General features: G+C 55.4%; 19 protein-coding genes and 1 tRNA gene. 11 read left to right on the top strand and 9 right to left on the bottom strand.

All coding sequences use genetic code 11. From position 1 onward, the window contains the following. Positions 1-6 precede the first annotated feature (6 nt). The 3 genes from Q4606_RS17410 to Q4606_RS17400 are packed head-to-tail and all read left to right on the top strand — an operon-like array spanning position 7 to position 4,708. Entirely contained in the window at positions 7-1,425 is a 1,419-nt protein-coding gene (locus Q4606_RS17410; protein WP_303608264.1) for a DNA polymerase Y family protein, read from the top strand. Continuing rightward, positions 1,425-4,547 carry an error-prone DNA polymerase gene (locus Q4606_RS17405; RefSeq protein WP_303608263.1) on the top strand — a complete coding sequence of 1,041 codons (3,123 nt, stop codon included), beginning with the start codon at positions 1,425-1,427 and terminating at the stop codon, positions 4,545-4,547. Before Q4606_RS17410 ends, Q4606_RS17405 begins: the two co-directional genes overlap by 1 nt. 23 nt (positions 4,548-4,570) lie before the next feature. Continuing rightward, on the top strand, positions 4,571-4,708 hold the full coding sequence (locus Q4606_RS17400; protein ID WP_303608262.1) for a hypothetical protein: 138 nt from the start codon (positions 4,571-4,573) through the stop codon (positions 4,706-4,708). Positions 4,709-4,846: 138 nt separating this feature from the next. Here Q4606_RS17400 and Q4606_RS17395 read toward each other — a convergent pair whose 3' ends face one another. From Q4606_RS17395 to dbpA, 4 genes are all read right to left on the bottom strand, one after another. Further along, positions 4,847-6,181, bottom strand: coding sequence for a sodium ion-translocating decarboxylase subunit beta (locus Q4606_RS17395; RefSeq protein ID WP_303595533.1), 1,335 nt, complete (start codon positions 6,179-6,181; stop codon positions 4,847-4,849). Positions 6,182-6,195: 14 nt separating this feature from the next. Next, positions 6,196-7,983, bottom strand: a complete 1,788-nt coding sequence (gene oadA, locus Q4606_RS17390; RefSeq protein WP_303595531.1) for a sodium-extruding oxaloacetate decarboxylase subunit alpha — start codon at positions 7,981-7,983, stop codon at positions 6,196-6,198. A 46-nt stretch (positions 7,984-8,029) separates the two neighbouring features. Next, positions 8,030-8,281, bottom strand: a complete 252-nt coding sequence (locus Q4606_RS17385; RefSeq protein WP_303595530.1) for an OadG family protein — start codon at positions 8,279-8,281, stop codon at positions 8,030-8,032. Positions 8,282-8,502: 221 nt separating this feature from the next. Then, entirely contained in the window at positions 8,503-9,876 is a 1,374-nt protein-coding gene (gene dbpA, locus Q4606_RS17380) for an ATP-dependent RNA helicase DbpA (RefSeq protein WP_303608261.1), read from the bottom strand. 107 nt (positions 9,877-9,983) lie between these two features. On the opposite strand from dbpA, the gene Q4606_RS17375 reads away from it, so the two are divergent. Further along, positions 9,984-10,520, top strand: a complete 537-nt coding sequence (locus tag Q4606_RS17375) for a DUF2058 domain-containing protein (protein ID WP_303595526.1) — start codon at positions 9,984-9,986, stop codon at positions 10,518-10,520. A gap of 262 nt (positions 10,521-10,782) precedes the next feature. Beyond that, positions 10,783-12,639 (top strand): methyl-accepting chemotaxis protein, encoded by a 1,857-nt coding sequence (locus Q4606_RS17370; protein WP_303595524.1) that lies wholly within the window; start codon positions 10,783-10,785, stop codon positions 12,637-12,639. Positions 12,640-12,646: 7 nt separating this feature from the next. Here Q4606_RS17370 and Q4606_RS17365 read toward each other — a convergent pair whose 3' ends face one another. Continuing rightward, on the bottom strand, positions 12,647-13,387 hold the full coding sequence (locus Q4606_RS17365; RefSeq protein WP_303608260.1) for a 5-oxoprolinase subunit PxpA: 741 nt from the start codon (positions 13,385-13,387) through the stop codon (positions 12,647-12,649). Positions 13,388-13,655: 268 nt separating this feature from the next. Between Q4606_RS17365 and Q4606_RS17360 the strand changes: the two genes are divergently transcribed. The 6 genes from Q4606_RS17360 to Q4606_RS17335 all read left to right on the top strand — a co-directional run bounded on the left by Q4606_RS17360 (position 13,656) and on the right by Q4606_RS17335 (position 19,167). Then, on the top strand, positions 13,656-14,483 hold the full coding sequence (locus Q4606_RS17360; protein ID WP_303595521.1) for a TlpA disulfide reductase family protein: 828 nt from the start codon (positions 13,656-13,658) through the stop codon (positions 14,481-14,483). After that, positions 14,483-15,271 (top strand): thiol:disulfide interchange protein DsbG, encoded by a 789-nt coding sequence (dsbG, locus tag Q4606_RS17355; protein WP_303608259.1) that lies wholly within the window; start codon positions 14,483-14,485, stop codon positions 15,269-15,271. Before Q4606_RS17360 ends, dsbG begins: the two co-directional genes overlap by 1 nt. Positions 15,272-15,585: 314 nt before the next feature. Further along, entirely contained in the window at positions 15,586-16,608 is a 1,023-nt protein-coding gene (locus tag Q4606_RS17350) for a TRAP transporter substrate-binding protein (protein ID WP_303608258.1), read from the top strand. A 94-nt stretch (positions 16,609-16,702) separates the two neighbouring features. Beyond that, positions 16,703-17,242, top strand: coding sequence for a TRAP transporter small permease (locus tag Q4606_RS17345; protein WP_303608257.1), 540 nt, complete (start codon positions 16,703-16,705; stop codon positions 17,240-17,242). A gap of 4 nt (positions 17,243-17,246) precedes the next feature. Further along, positions 17,247-18,551: a TRAP transporter large permease gene (locus tag Q4606_RS17340; protein WP_303595514.1), complete on the top strand. Its 1,305-nt coding sequence runs from the start codon at positions 17,247-17,249 to the stop codon at positions 18,549-18,551. Between the two features lie 58 nt (positions 18,552-18,609). Then, positions 18,610-19,167: a winged helix DNA-binding protein gene (locus Q4606_RS17335; protein ID WP_303595513.1), complete on the top strand. Its 558-nt coding sequence runs from the start codon at positions 18,610-18,612 to the stop codon at positions 19,165-19,167. A gap of 28 nt (positions 19,168-19,195) precedes the next feature. On the opposite strand, the gene Q4606_RS17330 is transcribed toward Q4606_RS17335, so the two are convergent. The 4 genes from Q4606_RS17330 to Q4606_RS17315 form a co-directional block, all read right to left on the bottom strand. After that, a complete protein-coding gene (locus Q4606_RS17330; RefSeq protein ID WP_303608256.1) occupies positions 19,196-22,297 on the bottom strand; it encodes a molybdopterin dinucleotide binding domain-containing protein in 3,102 nt (1,033 codons plus the stop codon). Between the two features lie 22 nt (positions 22,298-22,319). Next, positions 22,320-23,429, bottom strand: coding sequence for an NrfD/PsrC family molybdoenzyme membrane anchor subunit (gene nrfD, locus Q4606_RS17325; RefSeq protein ID WP_303608255.1), 1,110 nt, complete (start codon positions 23,427-23,429; stop codon positions 22,320-22,322). Continuing rightward, positions 23,410-24,189, bottom strand: a complete 780-nt coding sequence (gene dsrO / locus Q4606_RS17320; protein ID WP_303608254.1) for a sulfate reduction electron transfer complex DsrMKJOP subunit DsrO — start codon at positions 24,187-24,189, stop codon at positions 23,410-23,412. Before dsrO ends, nrfD begins: the two co-directional genes overlap by 20 nt. Before the next feature lie 438 nt (positions 24,190-24,627). After that, a tRNA-Arg gene (locus Q4606_RS17315) sits at positions 24,628-24,704 on the bottom strand.

The following is a 24,704-nucleotide window of genomic DNA, read 5'->3' as shown; positions in this document are numbered from 1 at the left end:
TTTCCTATGCTCTGGCTGTACTTGCACTTCCCTCACCTGCTTCTGGATCACATTCGCCGCTCCAGTGAAAAAGCCTCTGCGCTGGTGATTGTGGAAGATTCCGGACAAAAAGTGATACAGGCCTGCCCAGCTGCCCGGGACCTGGGTGTGGGCGCCGGCATGCGCCTGAAAACAGCAGTCAGCCTGGTACCTGAGCTGGGCATAATAAGGGCAGATCAACAGCAGGAAGCCCGGATTCTCGAAGACCAGGCTCGCTGGCTATACCGTTATGCGGCTCATATTGTTCTGGTTCCACCAAACGGTTTGTTAGCTGAAATCGGCAGCCTGCAACGGTTGTACGGCGGCCTCCCGGCAGTATGGCAAACCCTGGAAGAGGTATTGCAGGAGCGCCGGCTTACGGCCTGGCCAGGTATTGGCCATACACCACTGGCAGCCCGCCTGATTGCACGGAGCGGCAAGGGAACATGCACGAGCGACAAAGGCCACACTCTGCAAGTCCTTGGCCAGATGCCTCTGCTGGCTGCAGAGTTTGACGAACGCACCTGCATCCGCTTGCAGCGGCTTGGGCTGAATACTCTGGCCGAGGTGTTCCGCTTACCACCGGCTGACATGGCGCGCCGGCTGTCCCCGGAAACCCTCGCATATATCCAGAAAATTCAGGGCTCCAGGCCTGACCCCCAGGCACCCTGGCAACCGCCCCATTACTTCCGGCAACAGGCAGATTTTGTACAAGACATTGAACAATCGCAGGGCTTACTGTTTCCGTTGCAACGTATTCTGTCCGAGCTGGAAAGAGACCTGTGCTGGCGCCAACAGGATACCGACTGCTTGCTGCTGGTTCTCGGGCACCGCCATGCAGAGCCAACGCGCCTGCGCATCCGCACCTCCGGCCCGGAACACCGGGCAGAAGCATTTCTCAGCCTGATCAGACTGCGATTTGAGCAACAACCCCTGCAAGCCCCGGTTATATCGCTACGCCTGACGGTTAAACGGTTTCTTGGGCGGGAAGCTCCGAGCGGGCAGGATCTTCTGGGCGAAAGCCAGGACCTGAACGAAGCCTGGCACACCTTGTTGAGCCGTCTGCAGGCACGGCTTGGTGAGAATGCTCTGAAGCAGCTTGCGCCCCAGGCAGATCACCGGCCCGAACGAGCATGGAGCGCGTCAGAGGTTCGGCGCACACAGCATGTTTTGACAACAGCCGCCAGCCACCTGCCTCAACGTCCCTTATGGCTTCTTCAGGGGCCGCAACCACTTACGGAAATTCCGCAGGTATGGTTTACCGGCCCGGAGCGAATCAGCGGTGGCTGGTGGGACGGTCAGAGGGTCCATCGGGATTATTACATTGCCCAACTGAATAACGGACAGCTTGCCTGGGTGTTCCGGGACGTGCGGGAAGGCTGGTTCGTACATGGATGGTTTGGCTGATGAGTGAGCCGTCTTACGCCGAGCTGTTCTGCTTCAGCAACTTCACCTTCCTGACCGGGGCATCTCATCCCCATGAGCTTGCGGAACGAGCCGCAGAGCTGGGATATACCGCACTGGCAATCACCGATGCCTGCTCGGTGGCCGGCATACCCCGTGCCTGGGCTGCGCTGAAAGAAAGCCCCGTAAAACTGATTACCGGCAGCCTGTTCGAGCTGGAGGACGCCCCGCCAGATGCCTGCACCCCCAGGTTTATTCTTCTGGCTCGTACCCGCAAAGGCTATGGCCAGCTTTGTCAGCTTATAACCACAGCTCGCCGCCGGGCAGAGAAAGGACAGTACCTGCTCTTCAGCCGGGATATGGAAACACATGCTCTGGATGACTGTCTGTGCCTGTGGTTGCCACCCGCGCCGGCTAACGCCAGCCCGGACCAGGCCCTGGCTTGCGGCGAATGGCTACTCCGACTGTTTGAGCATCGCCTCTGGATTGCCGCCGCCCGCACCCTTGAAGCCGGCGAAGACCAACAACTGGCCCGCGCCCGCTGGCTTTCCGAGCACTTGCGCTGTCCAGTTACCGCCACCGGCGAAGTTCACATGCACAGCCGGGAGCGCCAACCCTTGCAGGACGTACTCGCCGCCCTGCGCAATCACGCCAACCTGGAAAATGCCGGCCACTGTCTGTTTCAGAATGGTGAACGCTACCTGCGCCCACTACCGGTCCTGCAACGATTATTCCCCGAAAGCTGGCTGGAAGAATCTTTGCGTATAGCCCGGCAGTGCACCTTCGAACCCGGTAGCCTGCGCTACGAATACCCTCCGGACCTTGTACCGGAAGGAGAATCTCCCGCTGCTTATCTGAAACGTTTAACTCAAGAAGGCGAACGGCAGCGCTACCCGGAAGGTACTCCACTATCTGTTCAGTCCCTGATACGCAAAGAGCTGGGGCTGATTTCAGAAATGAAGTACGAACACTACTTTCTCACTATCCATGACATTGTTGCCTTTGCCCGCACCCGAAACATTCTGTGCCAGGGCCGTGGCTCTGCCGCTAACTCCGCCGTGTGCTATTGCCTGGGCATTACCGAAGTAAATCCAGCCCAGGTAGACCTGCTGTTTGAACGTTTTATCTCCAAAGACAGAAACGAGCCGCCGGATATCGACGTGGATTTTGAACACGAACGCCGGGAAGAAGTTATTCAGTACATCTACCAGCGCTACAGCCGGGAGCGGGCCGCGCTGGCAGCAACAGTGATCCGTTACCGTCCTCGCAGCGCCATTCGCGATGTAGGTAAAGCTCTCGGATTCGACCCGGCACTGGTGGAACAGTTACTGGAAGGCATCGACTGGCGTGATAAAGCCACCAACTGGCGCCAGCAGATTCTCGATAAACGCCTGACCCGAAACCCCAAAGTCGCCGATCAGTTCTTTACTTTGGTAAACACCCTGCTCGGTTTTCCCCGCCACTTGTCCCAACATGTAGGCGGCTTTGTGATCAGTTCCGGACCACTGGCCGAACTGGTGCCTGTCGAAAACGCTGCCATGTCTGACCGCACCGTTATCCAATGGGACAAAGACGACCTGGAAAGCCTGGGCCTGATGAAAGTGGACATACTCGCACTGGGCATGCTCACAGCCATCCGCAAAGCTCTGGAACTGATAAGCCAGCAAAAAGGCCGGCCCTTCCATATGCAGGACATACCCCAGGAAGACAGGGCCACCTACAAGATGCTGCAAAAAGGCGACAGCATCGGCGTATTCCAGGTGGAATCCCGCGCCCAGATCAACATGCTGCCCAGGCTGAAACCTGAAACTTACTACGACCTGGTGATCGAAGTGGCTATTGTTCGCCCCGGCCCGATCCAGGGTGACATGGTGCACCCGTACCTGCGAAGAAAACATGGCCTTGAACCCGTGGAATATCCCAACGATGCCATCCGTAGCGTGCTTGAACGCACTTTGGGTGTACCCATCTTTCAGGAACAAGTCATCAAACTGGCCATGGTTGCCGCCGGTTTCACTGCTGGCGAAGCCGACCAACTCCGCCGCGCCATGGCCGCCTGGAAATCCCACGGCGACATGACTCCGTTCCGGGAAAAACTCATCAACGGCATGCTCGAACGTGGTCACGATGCTGACTTTGCTGAACGCCTCTATCTGCAGATCTGCGGCTTCGGCGGATACGGCTTTCCGGAATCCCACGCCGCCAGCTTTGCCCTGCTCGTTTACGTCTCGGCCTGGATCAAAAGACACTACCCCGCCGCCTTCTACTGCGCCCTGCTCAACAGCCAGCCCATGGGGTTCTATTCCCCCTCACAATTGGTCCAGGACGCCAAACGCCATAACGTTGTTGCATTACCGCCAGACATCAACATCAGCCAGTGGGATCACACTCTGGAAGGCCCTGACCACCAACTGCGCCTGGGCCTGAAAATCATCCGGGGGTTCCCGACAAGCGCCGCTGAACGCCTGTACCAGCATCGCCCCCAAACCGGCTACCAATCCGCCACCGAGTTACGCCGCCTGGCAAACCTGAACCAGCGCGAAATGGAACTCCTGGCCGGTGCCAACGCCATGCCTGCATTCGCCGCCAACCGCCATCAGGCTTACTGGCAGCTATTGGGCCACGAAAAACCCGCAGAGCTTTTTTCAACAGCTGAAGACAACGAAAGCTACGAACCGGAAACTTGCGCCCAACTACCGGAACCCAGCGAAGGCCAGAACGTACTCGCCGACTACGCCAGCCAGGGTCTCACCCTCCAGCGCCACCCACTGGCCCTGCTCCGGGAACAAGGCCACTTACAGTTCTGTCTCAGCGCCGAACAACTAAAAACCACCAAGGCCGGCATACCCGTACAGGTAGCCGGCCTCGTAACCGGCCGACAGCGCCCCGGTTCTGCCTCCGGAGTTACCTTCGTAACCCTGGAAGACGAAACCGGCAACGTAAACATCGTCGTCTGGCTGGAAACCGCCAGAAGACAACGCAAGCCGTTGCTCACCGCACGGTTGTTACACGTGAAAGGCATACTGGAAAGAGAGGGAGAAATTGTCCATGTGATGGCGGGAAAACTCTCGGATCTGAGTCATCTAATACAGACCCTTCCTGTTAATTCCCGAGATTTTCATTAAAACAATCTTTAAGAAAGCCAACAATGAAGATCAAAGAGCGGGCGCGGGGCCGATTTTCAGGAATGTCGGAGGCCATGGATGGCCGGAGCCAAGCGCACAGGGGTGAGGCAAGCGTCTATGAAGCAAAGCTTCATGCGCAGCCGAACGACAGCAATCTGTGATTGCTGGCCGGACCCCGCAAGGGGTGCTCGTAGCGGTTCTTGAAAGAAGGTGACCCTCCGGCTCAAACACCAAAACCAGCAGACCTAAAAACAGAAAACCCCGCACAAGGCGGGGTTTTCACACTACAAGAGCGACAATCAGCTAAGCAGCTTGATCATCACACCCGCAGCAACAGCCGAGCCGATAACACCAGCAACGTTCGGCCCCATAGCGTGCATCAACAGGAAGTTATGCGGATTCGCCTCAAGACCAACCTTGTTGGAAACCCGCGCTGCCATCGGCACCGCAGATACGCCGGCAGAACCAATCAACGGGTTGATCGGATCCTTGCTGAACTTGTTCATCAGCTTGGCCATAAGAACACCACAGGCCGTACCAACACCAAAGGCCACAATACCCAGGCCCAGAATACCCAGGGTCTGAGCATCCAGGAACTTGTCCGCCATCAGCTTGGAACCAACGGACAGACCCAGGAAGATCGTAGTAATGTTGATCAGCGCATTCTGGGCAGTGTCATTCAGACGCTCCACCACGCCACATTCGCGCATCAGGTTACCAAAGCAGAACATACCCAGCAGCGGTGCCGCATCCGGCAGGAAGAGAACAACCGCAATCAGGACAACCAGCGGGAAAACAATCTTTTCACGCTTACTGACCGGGCGAAGCTGAGACATCTTGATGGCCCGCTCTTTCTCACTGGTCAGCGCCTTCATGATAGGCGGCTGAATCATCGGTACCATCGCCATGTAAGCGTATGCAGATACCGCGATGGCACCCAGCAGATGCGGAGCCAGCACACTGGACACGTAGATGGAGGTTGGTCCATCAGCACCACCAATGATACCGATCGCAGCCGCTTCCAGAATGGTAAAGTCCAGAACACCGAGCCAGTCCAGCAATGCTGCACCCAAAACAGTACCGAAGATACCGAACTGGGCTGCGGCACCCAGCAGCATGGTTTTCGGGTTGGCCAGCAGCGGACCGAAATCGGTCATCGCGCCAACACCCATGAAAATTACCAGGGGTCCGATGGTGCTGCCGATAACCACAGAATAGAAGTTATACAACATACCGTTGCCATAACCCGCATCCTGAGCGATGGCGTTGGCCATCGCCATTTCGGAATAGCTCGCCTCTTTCACCGCGACCTTGAAGGCCTCTTTCAGTTCAGGCGTAATTGCCTGCCCGGCCTGATAGGCCACATCCAGAGGCGCTGCCAGAGCAGCCAGGATCTCGCCCTTTCCGCCATTCAGAGCAAAATGAATAGCGTTTTCCGCCGCAGTCAGGGCCAGCCCCGCCTCCGGAATATTCGCCAGAATGCCGCCGAACCCGATGGGTACCAGCAGCAGTGGCTCAAACCCCTTACGAATCGCAAGAAACAGAAGAAGCAGACCCACGGCGATCATGATCACCTGGCCAAGCTCTATATTGAACAGGCCACTACCTGTCCATAATGTCATTAATTTATCCATGGAATGCTGGCCCTTTATGCGATTGTCAGCATTTCATCATCAGGAGAGACGGCATCACCGACCTTGATGAAGACTTCGCCGACGGTGCCGGCCTTGGGTGCACGAATCTCGGTTTCCATTTTCATGGCTTCGAGGATAATCAGCACATCGCCTTCTTCAACGGCATCACCTGGTGAAACCAGTACCTTGAAGATGTTGCCGCCCAGAGGTGCGATCACAGGCTCGCCTTCACCGGCCGCCGGAGCTGGCGCAGCAGAAGCCGCTGGTGCGGATGCAGCACCGCCCTCGCTCTGAATCTGGGAAATTTCACCACCTTCAGAAACCGCAACCACGTACTGCTTGCCGTTAACATCAACGGTGTAAGTCTCGGGGCCACTGGCCTTCTTGGCTGGAAGCGCATCTTCAGCGGTGGGCACCGGCTCAAATGCGTCCGGATTGCCACGGTTTTCAAGGAATTTCAGACCAATCTGCGGGAAGAGCGCATAAGTCAGAACATCATCAACGGTGTTATCCGCCAGCTTGATGCCTTTTTCATCCGCCAGTTTCTTCAGCTCGTCGGTCAGCTTGTCCATTTCCGGCTCGATATTGTCGGCCGGACGGCAGGTGATGGCTTCTTTTCCATCCAGAACCCGCTCCTGCAACTCCTTGTTGAACGGCGCCGGCGCGGAACCGTATTCGCCCTTAAGGATGGCAGAGGTTTCCTTGGAGATGGACTTGTAGCGCTCACCGGTCAGAACGTTCAGTACCGCCTGAGTACCAACAATCTGGGAAGTCGGCGTTACCAGCGGGATGAACCCCAGGTCTTCACGAACTTTGGGAATCTCGGCCAGAACTTCGTCGAACCTGTCCGCAGCGTTCTGTTCTTTGAGCTGACCTTCCATGTTCGTCAGCATGCCACCAGGCACCTGAGCGATCAGAATACGGGAATCGGTACCGCGGAGGCTGCCCTCAAATTTTGCGTACTTCTTACGAACTTCGCGGAAGTAACTAGCGATCTCTTCCAGCAGGACAAGATCCAGACCAGTGTCACGCTCGGTACCTTCCAGAATCGCAACAATCGCCTCTGTGGGCGAATGGCCGTAGGTCATACTCATTGACGAGATGGCCGAATCCACGTTGTCGATACCAGCTTCCGCTGCCTTGATGGCCGTAGCTGTCGACATGCCGGTGGTCGCATGGCACTGCATGTGAATTGGAATATCCAGCTCTTTCTTCAGGCGGCTGACCAGATCAAAGGCAACATAAGGCTTAAGAATACCGGCCATGTCTTTGATTGCAATGGAGTCGGCACCCATATCGGCGACTTCTTTCGCCAGCTCAACCCACATCTCAATGGTATGCACCGGGCTGGTGGTATAAGAGATGGTGCCCTGGGCGTGCTTACCGGTTTTCTTAACAGCCTTGATAGCCGTCGCCAGGTTGCGCGGGTCGTTCATCGCATCAAAAATACGGAATACATCAACACCGTTCTCGGCGGCACGGTCAACGAACCGCTCCACTACGTCGTCTGCGTAATGCCGGTAACCCAGGAGGTTCTGACCACGCAGCAGCATTTGCTGAGGCGTATTGGGCATGACTTTTTTCAGTTCACGGATGCGCTCCCAGGGGTCTTCGCCCAGGTAACGGATACAGGAGTCGAAAGTAGCGCCGCCCCAGGATTCCAGAGACCAGAAACCAACTTTGTCGAGCTTCTCGGCAATGGGCAGCATGTCGTCAAGCCGCATACGGGTGGCAAGCAGGGACTGGTGGGCGTCACGAAGTATAACGTCCGTAATCCCCAGCGGTTTCTTTGTATCAGTCATCGTGTCAGCCTTCTGTATTAAAGGTTGTATCTAATCGGTTGCCGGGTCACTTCTTGTGGCGCGACCGGAATTGTGCAATCGCCTTTTTAATCGCCTCTGCCGTATCAGGATCAACTGATGCTGGCGCCTTCGGCTTGGCGCGAGGTGACTTGGCTGGAGTTGCAGGCTCAGGCGGTGCAAACCGGGTGAGCAGTTTGGACATAAGCAGGGTCGCGAACACCAGAACAATCAGGAACACGAACACGAATCCCATACCCGCAACCATCAGGTCGATGGCTTGTGACATCAGGTCATCCATATTGAATAGCTACCTGTTATTAATTCATGGTCTTTTTCCCGGAAAAACAGACACGCATAAGACCTAAGTCCTATAGCGCACCGGAGCAAACCGGGGGGCAAAATCCTGCGTAATTTACCGGTTTCGCACGCTGTGAGCAACCAAAATGCAAATGACTATACGGACTTTCCGAGCGGTTCTTATCCACTATGCCTCCATGGACACGCCTACAACACCCACTCTCAGACCTGCCTGACTCTTAGCTTGCGACCTTTTACTTTTCCCTCTTCAAGGCGCTTCAGGGCGAGCCTCGCCTGTCCAGACTCGACAGCAACGAAGCACTGGAAATCGAACAGATCAATCTTGCCAACGGATTTTCCGTTCAGCCCGGCTTCGCCGGTCAAGGCACCCAGTACGTCGCCCGGACGCAGCTTTTCCTTTCGCCCGGCTGCGATGCACAGTGTTTTCATTGCGGGTGCCACCGGCTTTGGCGGAACAGATAGCAAAATTTCTGTATCACCCCAGGTAACCGGTCTGCCGCGCTCGGCCTCAAGACGATTGATCTTGTGTCCTTGTGACGGACTGCACAAAGTAACCGCCAGTCCGGCCTCACCAGCCCGCCCTGTGCGACCGACCCTGTGGGTATGCACTTCCGGATCACGCGCGGGCTCTGCATTTATCACCAGCGGCAAGGCCTTGATATCCAGGCCACGGGCCGCTACGTCTGTTGCTACCAGAACCTGACAACTCTGGTTTGCAAACCGTACCAGTACGCTGTCGCGCTCACGCTGCTCCAGGTCACCATGCAATGCCAGAGCCGAGAAGCCCTGAGCACCCAGCTCGACAGCCAATTCATCGCACTGTTGTTTCATGGAACAGAACACCAGGCAGGAAGCCGGCTGGTATTCAGAAAGCAGGCTTACAATGGCACGGGTACGCTCCTGCCCTGGAATTTCGTAAAACAGCTCACGAATATCGGCATTCACACTTTGCGCTTCTGCGCGCACATCCACGGGCTCCCGCTGAAAACCTGCACTCAGCTTGCGAATGGATTCAGGCCAGGTCGCTGAGAACATCAACGTTTGGCGCTGCTTGGGCGCATAACCCAGAATTTCTTCCATGGCATCCTGAAACCCCATATCGAGCATCCGGTCTGCTTCATCCAGAACGAGCGTATTGAGGCGTTTCAGGTCAAGGGTGCCTTTGCGCAGGTGATCAGCGATACGCCCCGGAGTGCCCACAACAATATGAGCACCATGAGCCAGGGAACCGATCTGTGGTCCAATAGACACACCGCCACACAGGGTAAGAATCTTTATATTTTCCTGCGCCCTAGCCAACTCCCGCAAGGCTTTGGCCACCTGATCCGCCAACTCACGGGTAGGACACATGACCAGGCCCTGCACCGCAAACAGCTTTGGCTTGAGATTCTCGATCAGCCCGATACCAAAAGCCGCCGTTTTACCGCTACCCGTTTGTGCCATGGCAATGACATCGCGCCCTGCCAGACAATGGGGCAATGCCCTGGCCTGAATCTCTGTGGGCCTGGAAAAGCCCAGCTGGGCAAGATTGGCCTGCATGGCGGCAGACAGATCAAGATCTTTAAAGGAAGACATACAAGAAAATCCCGGAATCAGCGGTTGCTGGTTAAGAAGGTAGACACGAGCGCGTATACTGTCCCGATAGAATACCAGAATTTGTGACCAATTAACGGAGTTACCCCATGGCGTCCCTGCAAGATCAGCTATTAAAAGCGGGCCTGGCCGATCAAAAAAAGGCCAAGGCTATTCGCAACGAGAAACACAAGCAGCGCAAACAACAACCCAAGGGCGCAGTCCAGGTCAATGAGACCGAAATCCGCGCTCGCCAGGCCCGCGAAGAAAAAGCAGAACGCGATCGCCAGCTGAACCTCAAGCGCCAGCAGGAATCCGAGAAAAAGGCCATCCAGGCCCAGATTCGCCAACTGGTGGACACCAACAAACTGGATCGCAGCCGGGGTGAAACGTCGTACCAGTTCGTCCACGACAAGAAAATAAAGAAGTTGTATGTAGATGACACCATGGCGGACCAGCTCTCCCGAGGCCGGCTTGCCATTGTATTCGTCAATGGAGCGTACGAGATCGTCGCCGACGGAGTTGCTCGCAAGGTTATAGAGCGCGATGAACAGGCAGTGGTTGTACTCCATGACCGCAAAAAAGACGATGTGGGCGAAGATGACCCCTATGCAGGCTATGAAATCCCCGACGACCTGATGTGGTGATCATTGGGTCGACTTTCCCCTTTGTTATCTCAGGACAATGCAGATGCGCTATAAAAGTGGGACTGGATATCAGCCCCACTTTTGTTGCCACCGCAACCATATGTTACCTAAAACAAATTGAATCTTAGCCCTGGTACGTACCTAATAGAGACACAATAAAAGGTTCAACCAACGCTTTTGCGTATCAAAACCGCCAATTCATGATTCTCTGAATGACCCGAATGGCATAACTGGTAACGCTCACAAGCCCCAGGGACACTGTATGGCACTTCAAAACTTCTCCGGCAACATGACCATCCGAAGCAAGCTGGCTGGCGGCTTTGCGCTGTTATTGCTCCTCACCGTCATTGTTGGCGTCGTTGGCAGTCGGGCACTGGACGCCGTCAGTGATCGCTCAGCCATTGTAACCATGCTGGGACAGGTGAACACGGGGCTCACTGAAGCGAGAGTCGAAGAGAAAAATTTTTTACTTTCGGGTAATGCCGAGGACGTGCTCGCATCCAGGGCCCTCGGCGATGAAGTTCTCGAAATCACGAGCAAGGTCAAGCCGTTGCTGGCAGTTGACGCAGACATCAGCACCCTGGAAAACATTCAGTCTGATATCGCGCAATACCAGGCATTGATGAGTAATGTGGAGTCCAATATAAGCCAACGGGAAGAGGCTCTTGACAGGCTTGAAACAAAAGCCCGGGTATTGGGATCTTCGCTTAAAGCCCACAGCTCGCTGTTTTTTGCCTCGGCGATGTTTGAGGATATGCGCCGTTCGGAGCGCAAGTTCCTCGTAGAGCGCGATCCCACAAGTGTCGAAGCGTACCAGGAAGATGCTACAAGGATTCAGGGACCACTGAATTCGGCCGCCATAACCCCGGAAGAAAAAGCAAAGGTCATCAATGCACTGGAATCCTACACCGATGAATTCCAGAATGTTGTGACACTGACTGAATCCAGCGAGCAGCTATCTCAGGATATGGTAACGACAGCCAGTCGCGTGATCGAATCGGCGAACAGCCTGCGCGAAGCGCAGGCAGACAAGATGGAATCTGAGCACAATCAAGCGACGACACTGATTTTTGCCGCAACAGCCATCGCCGTGCTGCTTGGCATTCTGATGGCCTATCTAATTACCAGGGCAATCACCGCCCCCATCAATCACGCCGTTGCAATCGCTTCAGAGGTTGCCTCCGGCAATCTGTCGGTTGATATCGACAACAGCCGGACTGACGAAGTAGGTCGCCTGATGGCTGCCCTGGCAACCATGGTCAGCGGCTTACGCGAGCTTGTCAGGAGCATTGAGTCCGGAGCGACCAATATCGCGGCGGCTTCAGAAGAGCTGTCGACGGTTACCAGCCAGACCAGCGACGGGATCAATCGCCAGAAGCAGGAAACCGATCAGGTTGCCACGGCGATGAACGAAATGACCGCAACCGTTGCAGAAATCGCCCGCAACGCAGAGCAGGCGTTTACCGTCGCATCTGATGCTGCCAATCAGGCGACTGAGGGCGAGCGTGAGGTCAGGGAAACCGTGAGCCAGGTCAATGGGCTCGCCAATGAGGTAAGCCAGAGTATGGAAATCATCCAGAGCCTGAAAAATGAAACCACTAATATCGGGACGGCTCTGGATGTCATCAAATCTGTCGCCGAGCAGACGAATCTTCTCGCGCTGAACGCTGCCATTGAAGCTGCCCGGGCGGGTGAGCAGGGGCGTGGGTTTGCCGTGGTTGCTGATGAGGTGCGTTCTCTGGCCCAACGAACGCAGAGTTCCGCCCAGGAAATCGAGACCCTTGTGACATCCCTGCAAACCAGCTCGAATGACTCAGTATCCGCGATGGAGTCCAGCGCAACTATGGCCGCTGACACCCTTAAAAGAGCCACCGCGACAGGCGCATCCATTGAACGTATCACCCGTTCCGTCGACGAAATAAAGCAATACAACAGTCAGATTGCGACAGCGTCAGAACAACAAACGTCCGTAGCAGAAGAGATCAACCAGAATGTCACCAGCATTCGTGACCTTACCGACCAGTCTGCGGCATCCTCCAACCAGACCGCCAGCTCCAGTTCAGAGCTGGCAAAACTGGGTAGTGAGTTACAGAACCTGGTGTCACGCTTCAGGCTCTGACCAAGGCTCAGCCCGCCTGACCTTCAAGGGCCTTACGAATTGCACGCACAGCGGCGACAGACTCAGGGTTGTCGCCGTGAACGCAGAGGGTATCTGCTTCAAGGTGCAATGGTTTGCCGTCTATCGTCTGGAGCGGTTCGCCTCTGGCGATTGCAACAGCCTGACGCAGAATGGTGTCGGGATCGTGATGCACGGCATTCGGGGTACTGCGTGAGACAATATAGCCCTTTTCATCATAAGCACGGTCAGCAAACGCCTCCAGCAACAGCCCTACCCCGTATTCTGCGCAAAGCGTTTTCAGAGGCTGATTATCTGCCGTGGTCATCGCCATCAGTGCCAGTTCCCCCGGAGACTGGCTTAGCGCACCGAGAATAGCCCGGAGAACAGACTCGTTCCGCATCATGTCGTTGTAGAGCGCACCATGGGGCTTCACATAACTCAGGCTTCCGCCCTGTGCAGCAGCGATATGACTCAGCGCACCCACCTGGTAAAGCACCATGGCGTGAATCTCATCGGGGCTGCAAGCAATCGAGCGTCGCCCAAAGCCCTGCAGATCGGGGTAGGCAGGGTGTGCGCCCAGGGCTACCTCATGCTCCAGCGCCAACCTTACCGTGTTGCTCATGACCATCGGGTCGCCGGCATGAAAGGCGCAGGCTATGTTCGCCTGGTCAATATACGGCATCACCTGATCGTCCAGCCCCATCGTCCAGGCGCCATAACTTTCACCAATATCACAGTTCAATAGCATGTCAGTACCCAATCAGGGTGTATCAATTAAAGGTGGGCAGTATGCCACCGTATCACATGGTTATCGTTTCCACTTCCGTATCAATTATCACAATACAGCCATTTGCTGAATACTTCAGGACGTTATCCATCAGGTAAGGAACAGCGGCCGTGGCCCTGCCGGATATGCAGTTGCTGCACGCCGATCTGACAGCCAAAGACAAGGCAAACCAGGAACTCATGCGCAAACTGCCGGTCGTAGGCACGCCAATCATGAACAAGGAGAGATGATGTTATCGGTTAATATCGGCCCGCTGAGCTTACCTCTGGCCCAGCTTCTATTAATCACTGCTTTCGTAATTGCGCTGATTGTTGGCGCCATTACCGGGCGCAAGGAAGGCGTGCCCATAGCAGGCACTCTATCCGATATTTTTCTCGTTGCTTTGGTATCAGCGCGTATCGGCTTTGTTATTCAGTACTTCGAGTACTACCAGGAAAACCTCTGGGGCATTATCGATATCAGGGATGGCGGCTTCAGCGTCATTGCCGGTCTACTCGGTGCAGTCTTTCTTATCGGCTGGAAGCTCTGGCGCCACCCGAAAATCCGTAGATCACTCTCCATTGCCAGCGCTTCGGGTCTGTTGGTATGGGGCTCTTTGTCATTGTTGATATACCTTATGGAAAGCAGCTCCAGGGGCGTTCCTGATGCAACATTCACTTTGCTGGACGGCACGCCGGTGGCGCTGGCAGAAGTGGCAGGCGGCAAACCCATGGTCGTCAACCTTTGGGCTACCTGGTGCCCGCCATGCATTCGTGAAATGCCGGTACTGGAACAAGCTCAGCAGGAAAATCCCGGTATCACATTTGTCTTTGTAAACCAGGGCGAACAACCGGAAACAATCAGCCGCTTTATGAGCCAACACGGGCTCTCGCTAAAGAATGTTCTGACCGATACCAGTGCCAGCCTTGGCCGAACCACCGGCAGCCAGGCTCTGCCAACAACGTTGTTCTACGATGCCAACGGCCAGCAGGTAAACGCCCACCTTGGAGAACTGTCGCGGGCCTCACTGGCCCATAACCTCAGAAGCTTTGATACCGACGGAACCGGAGACTTGTAATGCAACTAATGAAGCCCGTACTCAAACACACACTTCTTGCCACAGCATTGGCCGCCAGCGGTCTGAGCCTGCAAGCTCAAGGGCAGGAGCAACACCCCGAAGCCGTTGAGCAACTGATTGATCGTGGCGTAACAGTCGCCGGCAGCTTCGAGGCGCCCGATAATATGACCGGCTACGTTGGCGACATGCAGGGCCGCCCTATTGCTTTCTATCTCACTTCAGATAACCAGCATGTGATCGTGGGAACCATGCTGAACGCCAAGGGTAAAAACCTTACCGAGGCAAAAATACAGGAGCTGGTTACAGGGCCCCAAAATGAAAAAGCCTGGAGCCAGATTGAGACTGCAGACTGGGTGCGTGATGGCGACGCCGACGCCCCCGTGGTTGTCTATACGTTTACCGACCCCAACTGCCCGTTCTGCCACCGGTTCCGCCAGGCCGCAGAACCCTGGATAGACGCCGGAAAAGTACAGTTGCGCCATGTAATGGTAGGTATTCTGAGACAGGACAGCCTGCCAAAGGCCGCGACTATCCTGGGTTCAGAGAACCCACGTGATGCTCTGCAAGAGAACCAGCAAAACCATGGCGAAGGTGGCATTGAAGTGGATCGCAACATCGTCAGCAAGTACGCCAAAACGGTTCAGAAAAACAATCAGCTGATGTCCAGCCTGGGGCTGAGTGCCACTCCGAGCACTTACTATAAAGACAACAACGGGGCGGTCCAGATGAAACAGGGCGCTCCGCGACCCGGTGAAATGGAGGCAATCATGGGCAGCGCACAGCCTTGAGCACAATACCCATTTAAAACTCTCAGATAGAACCGGCATCTGCTGGTTCTGTCTGCTCCCACCACAGCACTGACTTCTTCCCGCTCTTACCCTTAACTACAAGCACACTTTATTGATATTTTGTCGATATAACATCGAATAAACATCATCACTTTGTAACAATAAATTTGACGGCGTGATGGCTCGCGACTAGCTTTTACCAGACAAAGCACAAAACCGGTTTCAGTACTTCCGTAAAAATCCGTGCTTTAGAACGTAAACCCGCATGCACAACTGTCGCTCTCAAATATTTTCAGCGCCAAGAGGCAACCATCATGACAATAAATACCACACCCGTTCGCCAGCGCCTTGTTTCTGTACCTTACTTGAAACGGTTTGGAGCCGTAATTTCGGCAGCCGCCCTCTCGTTAGCAGCAGCTAACGCCCAGGCGACCGACTGGGATATGCCCACACCCTACGGCGACTCCAACTTCCATACCGTTAACATCAGCCAGTTCGCTGACGATGTCAGAGAAGCAACAGACGGTGAGCTCGATATCACGGTTCACAGCAGTGGCTCTCTGATCAAACACCCGGAAATCAAAAACTCCGTTCGCCGCGGTCTTGTTCCCATTGGTGAACTGATCATGTCGCGCCTTGCCAACGAAGACCCTCTGTTCGAAGTGGACTCAGTACCCTACCTCGCCAGTGATTATGACCAGGCATGGAAACTCTGGCAGGCATCAAAAGACGTACTCTCCAAGCGCCTCGAAGGCCAACGTCTGAAACTTCTATTTGCTGTGCCCTGGCCACCGCAGGGAATTTATACCCAGTTTGCCGTTGAAACAGGCAATGAACTTAAGGGTGTAAAAATGCGGGCCTATAACAAGTCGAGCGAACAGCTCGCCGAGCTGCTAGGCGCTCTGCCCACTCAAGTCGAAGTGCCAGACATACCAACTGCATTTGGAACAGGTCGTGTGGATGCCATGATCACATCCCCTTCGACAGGCGCTAATACCCGGGCCTGGGACTACCTGACGCATTTCAATCACGCTCAGTTGTGGCTACCGAAAAACATGGTGGTCGTAAACGTGAAGGCCTTTAACAAACTGCCTGAAGCGACCCAAAAGGCACTGGAAGATGCAGCAGCGGCAGCTGAAAAGCGGGGCTGGGACGCCAGCAAAGCCGAAACTGACGCCAAGATAAAAATCATGAAGGATAACGGCATTGAGGTGTCCGAACCTTCCCCTGAATTGGTCAAGCATTTGCAGGAAATCGGCGACACCATGACCGAAGAATGGCTCGGCCGTGCTGGCGAAAGTGGTCAGGCTCTGCTTGACGCGTATAACGAACAATAGTCACCCGGCGGCGCCAGAACGGCCGAATCTCGGTTGTACTGGCGCTTGAATTGTCCCCGCCCTGCAATAGGGGTCATAACAAAAGGACAGACCCATGCGCAGAGCGCTTGATGCGTTTTACAAGCTGGGCGGTGCACTCTCAGCACTGAGCCTGACACTCATCATGGTATTGATCGTGGCTCAGGTTCTTGGCCGAGTGCTCGACAAATTGATGGGCTGGGCCGGCTTCGATGCTATGGGGCTTACTGTACCAGGCCTTGCAGAGATCGCAGCATTCCTGCTGCTTGGCGCAACATTTTTCGGCCTTGGCTATACGTTTTGGCAAGGCGGCCATATTCGCGTCACCCTGGTGCTGCAGCACCTCCCCAAACCCCTACACCGATTTATGGATATCCTGGTAACCCTGATAGCGGCGTCTGTTACGGCCTTTGCCGCCTGGCACAGCGCGCGACTGGCACTGGACAGTCACGATTTTGGCGACCTCTCGATTGGCATGGTGCCCGTACCTCTGTGGATTCCCCAAGCGGTCATGACGCTCGGCTTGATCTGGCTTTTGATTGCTTTGCTGGACGCCCTGTTTTTGCTTGCCAGTGGCAGAATCAGCCAGCTCGTTAACGACGCCCCCGAGGAGTGAGCTCATGGAAATGATCTGGATGAGTTTGCTACTGCTGTGTGTGCTTTTGGTGCTTCTTGCCAGCGGGCTTTGGGTCGCTTTTTCACTAACTGGCATCGGCTGTATAGCCCTGTTTTTTTTCAGCGGTATCCCCGTAGGCGACAGTCTTTCCACGGCCTTCTACAGTGCCAGTGTGTCCTGGGACCTCGCGGCGCTTCCAATGTTTATCTGGATGGGTGAGGTGTTGTTTCGTTCACGCCTGTCCGAAGAGATGTTCCGTGGCATTTCTCCCTGGGTTGGCAAAGTACCCGGGCGACTGCTGCATACCAATATAATCGGCTGCGGCATATTCGCGGCTATTTCCGGCTCTTCGGCAGCCACAGCCGCCACCATTGGCAAGATGTCGATACCGGAACTCAGTAACCGCGGCTACAACAAGAACCAGATTCTCGGCACCCTGGCCGGCTCAGCAACCCTGGGGTTGCTGATTCCACCGTCCATCATTCTGATTGTCTACGGAGTTGCAACAGAGCAATCCATCGCCCGGCTCTTTGTTGCGGGTATCCTGCCCGGCTTGATGCTCATGTCCCTGTTCGCGGGCTACGTGATGGTCTGGTCGCTAATGAACCCGTCGGGCGTGCCCGCTGGTGAGGCCGAATCCTTCTCATTCCGGGAAAAAGTACGCCGCAGCCGCCCCCTTATTCCTGTGATGCTGCTCATTATCGGGGTTATCGGCTCTATCTATGCCGGCCTGGCGTCCCCGACAGAATCAGCTGCCATCGGCGTGGCACTGGCACACCTTCTGTCCTGGAAAAGCGGCTCATTGAGCAGGAATACCTTCGTGAGCGGGTTAATGGGCACGGTAAAAACCTCATCAATGATCGCCTTTATTCTGATTGGTGCCCATTTTCTGACGAGTGCGATGGGCTTTACCGGCATCCCGCGGGAGCTTGCCGCCTGGATTGATACCCTGGGTCTGTCGCCTTACATGTTGCTGCTAGCGCTAACTCTGTTCTTTATTCTGCTGGGCTGTTTTCTCGACGGCATATCCGTTGTGGTGCTGACCACCTCAGTAATTCTTCCGATGGTTAAGGCGGCGGGCATTGACCCTCTTTGGTTCGGTATCTACCTCGTGATTGTTGTGGAAATGAGCCAGATTACGCCACCGGTCGGCTTTAACCTCTTCGTCATCCAGGGGCTTACCGGGGAAAACATTCTTAGAATCGCCTGGGCAGCACTACCTTACTTCCTGCTGATCCTGAGTGGTGTAATTCTCATCACTTTGTTCCCGGAAATCGTGACCTACCTTCCCGGAAAAATGGGTAACTAAAGAGCCCTGGCGCAGATACACCAATGAAACATAATAGATAAAGAGCTCCTGCTTCCTCATGAAAAAAACCAACGATTCTTCGCAGAATCCCGACACAAATAGCGCCCAGCGTAAAGTGGGCCCGATCGTATCGTCCGCCCACCTTGCTTCAGACAGCGCAATGGAGTTGTCCGAGCTGGAATTCGGGCTGATCGTGGCGAGCAATGCTTTTAACCGCTGGATGGTGCGTTGTATGAACGCGGCCGGTCTGCCCGAACTCAGCCCTCTGGACATACTGGTTCTTCACAGCGTGAACCACCGGGACCGCGCAAAAAAGACCGCCGACATATGCCTGGTTCTGAACGTGGAAGATAGCCATACCGTGACTTATGCGCTCAAAAAGCTGCTGAAACAGGAGGTTGTCGTGCCAGAGAAGCACGGTAAAGAGATCTGGTATTCGGTCACCGAGAAAGGCAAAGCAGTTTGCCGTCGCTACCGGGAAATACGTGAAGAATGTCTGGTGGATTCCTTAAGGACATTAGGGTTCTCAGGAGCCGACACTGGTGAGGTGGCAGGCTTCCTGAGAGGTATATCGGGGCTCTACGACCAAGCGGCACGATCAGCCGCTTCGCTTTAGCTGTAGCACCCGGAAGTCAGGTGCAGCCTTACACCATATCGGCCACAACACGCACGCGCACAGGCAAACCCTGCCGGACAGAAGCACCGCTGACATTCTCCAGCCAGGTGGCAGTGCCATCTTTGCGGGTAGGGTCAGAAAAGCCCAGATCGTTGATGTTCACGCCAGCCGCCAGATAAGGGTTGCCGGCACGCTCTTCTCCATCAATGACATGGCTCGCAGCCCCCAGCTCCCTGTGGCCGTAACCATGCTCAATGCCAAGCGCGCCTTCGTGTACGTTCTCCCCTACAAGGGCCAATGCCAGTACTGTGCCCCCCGGGCTTTCAATGCTTATGGTGTCGCCATGGCGCACCCCGAATTTCTCCGCATCGTTGCGGTGCAAAAGCACCGGATTGTAGGGCTTGATCATACGAAGGCGCTCAAGCCCTATGGCGTATGAGTTCATCAGGTTCGACTTGAACGAAAATGCCAACAGCGGCCACTCTTCCTCAGGATAATGATCCCTTAACAAGGATCCGTCCCAGAACCGTGGTTCATGGTGGGTCGGTGTCCCGACAAGTCTTTTGCCACTATAACTATCAATGCTGGTGCCTACCTGCTCGTTATAGACACACAATGGGCGTGCCCAGGCATGACCCAGCTTTTCGCCATCATATGCACTCTCCATGGTTTCAAATCGACCACCGCGGGAGTACAAATGGGCGACCGGCCCTGCTTCGTCTTCAGCAACCGTACTCTGGATTCGCTCTAGCAACGATTCGATTCCACTGGCGTTGATATCTTCTTGCGCCGGCGTCGGCAAGGGTTGACCTGACATGGCGATATTCGCAGCAGCACGCAAGTAGAAGTCTTCGGCCCGCTTGAGAGGGTGCATCTGACCATCAGCGCCCTCGATGGCATTGTCACCGAAGCCTGGCAGGTCAAGGCGCTGAGCCAATTCAATGAAGAAGCTATCCATACTGACTGGCTCACCGGCCGAGGTTTTTGCCTGGCGCGGTTCGACAACGGGCCAGCAGGCCGTGGTCATCTTGGTCAGCGTGCCGCTCCAGGCACCTGTAAAGCCCCAGACTTCATACATCACAGAGTCCGGCACAATGTAGTCAGCAAAACGGTTGGTTTCGTTAATGAATCCATCCACCGCCACGAACAGGCCAATGTTTTTCGGGTCCTTGAGCCTTTCTTCAAGCAAAGATGTCAGGCCAGCCTGGCCGTACATCGGGTTGGCCATGACGCCTATCATGGCCTTTATTCTATAGGGGTATCCCTCAAGGCCTGAGAGCAAGTGTTCAGTTAGAATCGGTGGCGCGAGCGAACGCCAGGGCGCGGTCGCCGGATACGGGGACTCTCCCGCTGCCACACGACGCTTGTATTCGCTGGTTTTCTCATACGGAAAACGTGAGCGTGAAAGAAACACACCCTTGGGCCCGACCTTTCCGGGGAAGTCCGCAAGATTGTAACGGGGCCCGGCACCAACACCGTTGAAGCTACCGCCGCCTTTGGCCACTCCGCCTTTCTGGTTAAAACTGCCGGCCAGCAAGTTAATCATGTTAATGCTATAGGAAGCATAGAAACCAGCACCGGACATCATACCCCCATGGGTATCCGCGGCCGCAGTGCGCCCGAAGCTGGTGAAGCGCCGGGCGAGATTGCGGATAACATCGGCCTCAATGCCACAGAACTCTGCGTATTCTTCAATGCTGTACTGCATCGCTTCCTGGCGCAGCTTGAACAATGAGCTGCGGACGGTTACCGGGCCGCTGCCGGTTTCCACGGTACGCTCAACAAACAGCTGGCCGCTGTCAGCGACCTCAGAGCTGTCCAACTCTCCAGCACTATTGACCACGACCGGGTAATCATCTTCAGCCCCTGATTCCGCTTGTCCTATGTCGCTCAAACGCAGGAAATAGCCAGCTCTCGGGTGGCTGTTGTCTTCAATCACCAGATGCGTGGCGTTGGTGTGGCCAGGCTCACCTGCGTGCCGGGCAGCGTTGTTGCCAGGCAGAGCCAGATAATCCTTGGCGTAAGCTTCATTCGCCAGCATCCAGCGAATCAAAGCCATCGCCAGTGCAGTGTCTGTGCCGGGAAGAATGGAAATCCAGCGATTCCGGTCGCTGGCAGAATGGGAAGCGGCCGCCGTCAGGGCCGGATCCACCAGAACATATTCCATTTCACCCGTGGTTCGTGCCTGGGCCAGCAAACGGCCCTGGCGTTTGAACGGGTTACCGGCCTGGCTCGGCGCGGTCCCGATAAACAACGCAAACTTCACGTTGGCATAGTCCGGTTTCACGTGAGCATTCTTCGCGAGATCATTCATCAACGCACCGGAGCCCATACGGAACGCAAGCCCGCAGTAGGCGCCATGATGCCCATAGTTACGGGTACCAAAGGCATTGAATGCGAAGCGCTTGAGCAGCGCAGATCGACCGTAGTCTGTGGCCTCCATCATCAGAAGCTGATTGGATTTTGGCCCATACTCCGGGTTGTCCGGGTCCAGCGGCGTTTTCACGTCGCGAATGGAGCGCAGGCCTTCAACCTCACCCTCACCGAACAGGTCACCACCGGCCACGATTTCATCAAGCAGCTGTTCAAACGGAATAGTTTCCCACTGATTGCTGCCCCGGGGGCCAGTTCGTTTCAGGCAGTTAAGCACGCGCTGGTCGCTGGTCAACTGGGACATAGCCGCATTGCCGCGGGCGCACGCTGTAGAGCGGTTGAGCTGCCCCTGATCCTGAAAGCTGCTCATACGCTGAAAGGCTTCCAGCACCGGCGTTCTTTCATCCAGATGCTCGTCGGACGACAACGGGTGATAAGGGTTACCGGAAACCCGCAGTACTTTGTCTTCATTATTATCAATACGTACCCGCACGCCGCATTTAGTAGTGCAGCCATAACAGACTGTGAAGGCAGTACGTTGTTCCGGATTGAGTGTTACCTCTCCGGTTTTAGGGTCGACCGACCACTCCGGCGCTAGACTATTGCCATGCAGCCGGTCAGCGGTGGCCTTGCCCGAAGTTCCGTTAACCAGGCCTTTGCCCATTTTTTCCAGCGGGCCGTAGTAGCCCGCCGCGAAGGTCGCGGCACCGCCTGCGGCAGCTGCACCTTTCAGGAAATTACGACGTTTATTGTCCATAATCTCGCTCCGAAGACGTGAATCAGTGGGGACTTGTCTGGAGGCCCTTTTTCCAGGGCACCAGAATGTCAATAATCAGCAGCGCGGCTAGCCATAGCCCGAAAGTGCCGATGATACCCAGTAAGCCGCTAGACCCGGCTTCAATGGCGTAGTGGTAGTAGCCGGCGGTATTCTTCGCCACAGTCTGCACCTCCATCAACACCATCCAGCGGAAGGTCCAGCCAATGTGTACAGCCAGCAGGCCCGCAATCCAGGAGCGGCCAAGCCAGCCCGGGCGGCGTAACATTACGATTGCAGACAGCGTAAGAGCTATACCCACCAGCAAGCCGTAAATCGCCACAGCACGCCATTCCGGATTCCCCTGTAGAGACACCAGCGCCTGTTCTACCGAAGGACTGAAACCGGTAATGCCTTCCGAAATCCATAATGCCGCCACCAACGCAGACAGAACCATGCTGACGAAAACCACCTTCAGACTCTGTTCGTTAACGTCTTCATCGTTACCGGTCATCAGGCGGTTGATTAAAATAACCAGCCCCGCTGCAGCAACCAGCCCTGTCAGTACGAACATGACCGGTAACCAGGGGGTATCCCACAGTGGTCGCGCTTTTACGATGGCGACTTCAGCACCGGTATAAATCATGATACCCAGAGAAAACACCAGTGCCCCAAGGCCTGAAAGCACCAACATCCAGCGTGGCGCATGCCACTGACCCAGGCTTATCCAACCAGACAGCTTGGCAATCCAGCCCTCACCCTGCGCCTGTTCCTGCATGGCAGGCCGCCAGGCAAGCCAGGCATAAGCGACAACCAATAAGAGATACACCGGCAATAAAAGGCTGCCGATCGACATCCAGGACCAGGGAGTGAGGTTGGCGTAGAAGTGCCAGAACCTTAGCGGTTGGTGCAAGTCTGCCAACAGTGCGACCGGGCCTACCAGCGTGCAACTGACCGTAACCAACAGCGCTACTTTTGCCAGAGGCTGGTAGCTCTTCTTGCCAAGCAACAACCCAGGAACGGTCAGCAACAAGGCCGAATAGGATACGGCAATCATGAAAAAATACTGTACCGCCCACGGATACCAGGCGATACCGTAGCGGGGTGCGAGAACCTCAATGACCGCTGAATTCATAGCCTATCTCCTCACCGTGTTGAGTGCGCACATCCCAGATGGCAGGCTTGGCATCCGGACGGGATACGAACCGCTCATCCATACCCAGATAGAACACATGAGGCGATGTGCCCATTTCCGGTTTAAGCACCATCAATTCGTTGTAGTGTTTTTTCATCATCCGGCTGATCTGACTGTCAGGGTCGCGCAGGTCGCCAATAACCCGAGCTCCACCCACACAGGATTCGACGCAGGCCGGCAGCAATCCGACATCAAGTCGGTGGGCACAAAACGTGCACTTATCCGCCGTCTGGGTGTGTTCATTAATAAACCGTGCATCGTAGGGGCAGGCCTGCACACAGTAGGCACAACCAACACACACCTCATTATCCACAACGACAATGCCGTCCTGTCGCTGGAACGTGGCCTGTACCGGGCACACCGGAACGCAGGGCGGGTTCTCGCAGTGGTTACATAACCGGGGCAATATGAAGGTTGCCGAGTCGCCAGTCTCTTCGTGCTCAACCTCGTATTGGGAAACGATCGTGCGGAAACTGCCCAGCGGGGCTTCGTTTTCAATATGGCAGGACACAGTGCAGGCCTGACAGCCAATGCAGGCCCTGAGGTCGATCAGCATGGCATATCGCTTCTCAGGATCACCTTCTCTTCGCGGCGGCTGATCATTTATACCTGCGGAAGCGATGCTGCTTAGCGGAACCAGAGCGGCTCCGGCCGTCAGTTTAGCAATCTGTCCTAGCAGAGCGCGGCGGATCTTATCCATGACGTCTCCATTCGATAGCGCTGGAGGTTAATTGGTGAGGCAACTATCGAAAGTCTATCAAGGCAAGATTGGGCAAGTTTGACGATGGTCAATTCGGACTGCAGAGGCTGTAGGGGTATCCCCTGACAAAAGAAGGAGGTAGTGCTGGTTTCGGGCGAACCTCTTTCGGTTCACATTCTCCCAGCTATAGAATGCAAAATGCCTCAGGCTGTGGGGCGCACAAGCTGAGGCATTTTGACTTGAATATGGCGCGGCTGGGAGGATTATTCGGGCCTTTGGCCCTCACCCCTTTCGGGGTCGCCGTCGCTACGCTCCCGCGTTCCTCAACCTGCGTTGCAGGTTTCGGTCGAACCTCTTTCGGTTCAAATTCTCCCAGCCATAGAATGCAAAATGCCTCAGGCTGTGGGGTGCACAAGCTGAGGCATTTTGACTTGAATATGGCGCGGCTGGGAGGATTCGAACCTCCGACCGCTCGGTTCGTAGCCGAGTACTCTATCCAGCTGAGCTACAGCCGC

Source organism: Marinobacter sp. 1_MG-2023 (genome assembly GCF_030549045.1).
Classification (GTDB): Bacteria; Pseudomonadota; Gammaproteobacteria; order Pseudomonadales; family Oleiphilaceae; genus Marinobacter.
This window is presented reverse-complemented; position numbering and strand designations above follow the sequence as displayed.

Excerpts from the sequence above, each read along its gene's own strand:
- Q4606_RS17410 (WP_303608264.1), top strand. The coding sequence starts at position 7 with ATGCTCTGGCTGTACTTGCACTTCCCTCACCTGCTTCTGGATCACATT.
- Q4606_RS17405 (WP_303608263.1), top strand. The coding sequence starts at position 1,425 with ATGAGTGAGCCGTCTTACGCCGAGCTGTTCTGCTTCAGCAACTTCACC.
- Q4606_RS17400 (WP_303608262.1), top strand. The coding sequence starts at position 4,571 with ATGAAGATCAAAGAGCGGGCGCGGGGCCGATTTTCAGGAATGTCGGAG.
- Q4606_RS17395 (WP_303595533.1), bottom strand. The coding sequence starts at position 6,181 with ATGGATAAATTAATGACATTATGGACAGGTAGTGGCCTGTTCAATATA.
- oadA (WP_303595531.1), bottom strand. The coding sequence starts at position 7,983 with ATGACTGATACAAAGAAACCGCTGGGGATTACGGACGTTATACTTCGT.
- Q4606_RS17385 (WP_303595530.1), bottom strand. The coding sequence starts at position 8,281 with ATGGATGACCTGATGTCACAAGCCATCGACCTGATGGTTGCGGGTATG.
- dbpA (WP_303608261.1), bottom strand. The coding sequence starts at position 9,876 with ATGTCTTCCTTTAAAGATCTTGATCTGTCTGCCGCCATGCAGGCCAAT.
- Q4606_RS17375 (WP_303595526.1), top strand. The coding sequence starts at position 9,984 with ATGGCGTCCCTGCAAGATCAGCTATTAAAAGCGGGCCTGGCCGATCAA.
- Q4606_RS17370 (WP_303595524.1), top strand. The coding sequence starts at position 10,783 with ATGGCACTTCAAAACTTCTCCGGCAACATGACCATCCGAAGCAAGCTG.
- Q4606_RS17365 (WP_303608260.1), bottom strand. The coding sequence starts at position 13,387 with ATGCTATTGAACTGTGATATTGGTGAAAGTTATGGCGCCTGGACGATG.
- Q4606_RS17360 (WP_303595521.1), top strand. The coding sequence starts at position 13,656 with ATGTTATCGGTTAATATCGGCCCGCTGAGCTTACCTCTGGCCCAGCTT.
- dsbG (WP_303608259.1), top strand. The coding sequence starts at position 14,483 with ATGCAACTAATGAAGCCCGTACTCAAACACACACTTCTTGCCACAGCA.
- Q4606_RS17350 (WP_303608258.1), top strand. The coding sequence starts at position 15,586 with ATGACAATAAATACCACACCCGTTCGCCAGCGCCTTGTTTCTGTACCT.
- Q4606_RS17345 (WP_303608257.1), top strand. The coding sequence starts at position 16,703 with ATGCGCAGAGCGCTTGATGCGTTTTACAAGCTGGGCGGTGCACTCTCA.
- Q4606_RS17340 (WP_303595514.1), top strand. The coding sequence starts at position 17,247 with ATGGAAATGATCTGGATGAGTTTGCTACTGCTGTGTGTGCTTTTGGTG.
- Q4606_RS17335 (WP_303595513.1), top strand. The coding sequence starts at position 18,610 with ATGAAAAAAACCAACGATTCTTCGCAGAATCCCGACACAAATAGCGCC.
- Q4606_RS17330 (WP_303608256.1), bottom strand. The coding sequence starts at position 22,297 with ATGGACAATAAACGTCGTAATTTCCTGAAAGGTGCAGCTGCCGCAGGC.
- nrfD (WP_303608255.1), bottom strand. The coding sequence starts at position 23,429 with ATGAATTCAGCGGTCATTGAGGTTCTCGCACCCCGCTACGGTATCGCC.
- dsrO (WP_303608254.1), bottom strand. The coding sequence starts at position 24,189 with ATGGATAAGATCCGCCGCGCTCTGCTAGGACAGATTGCTAAACTGACG.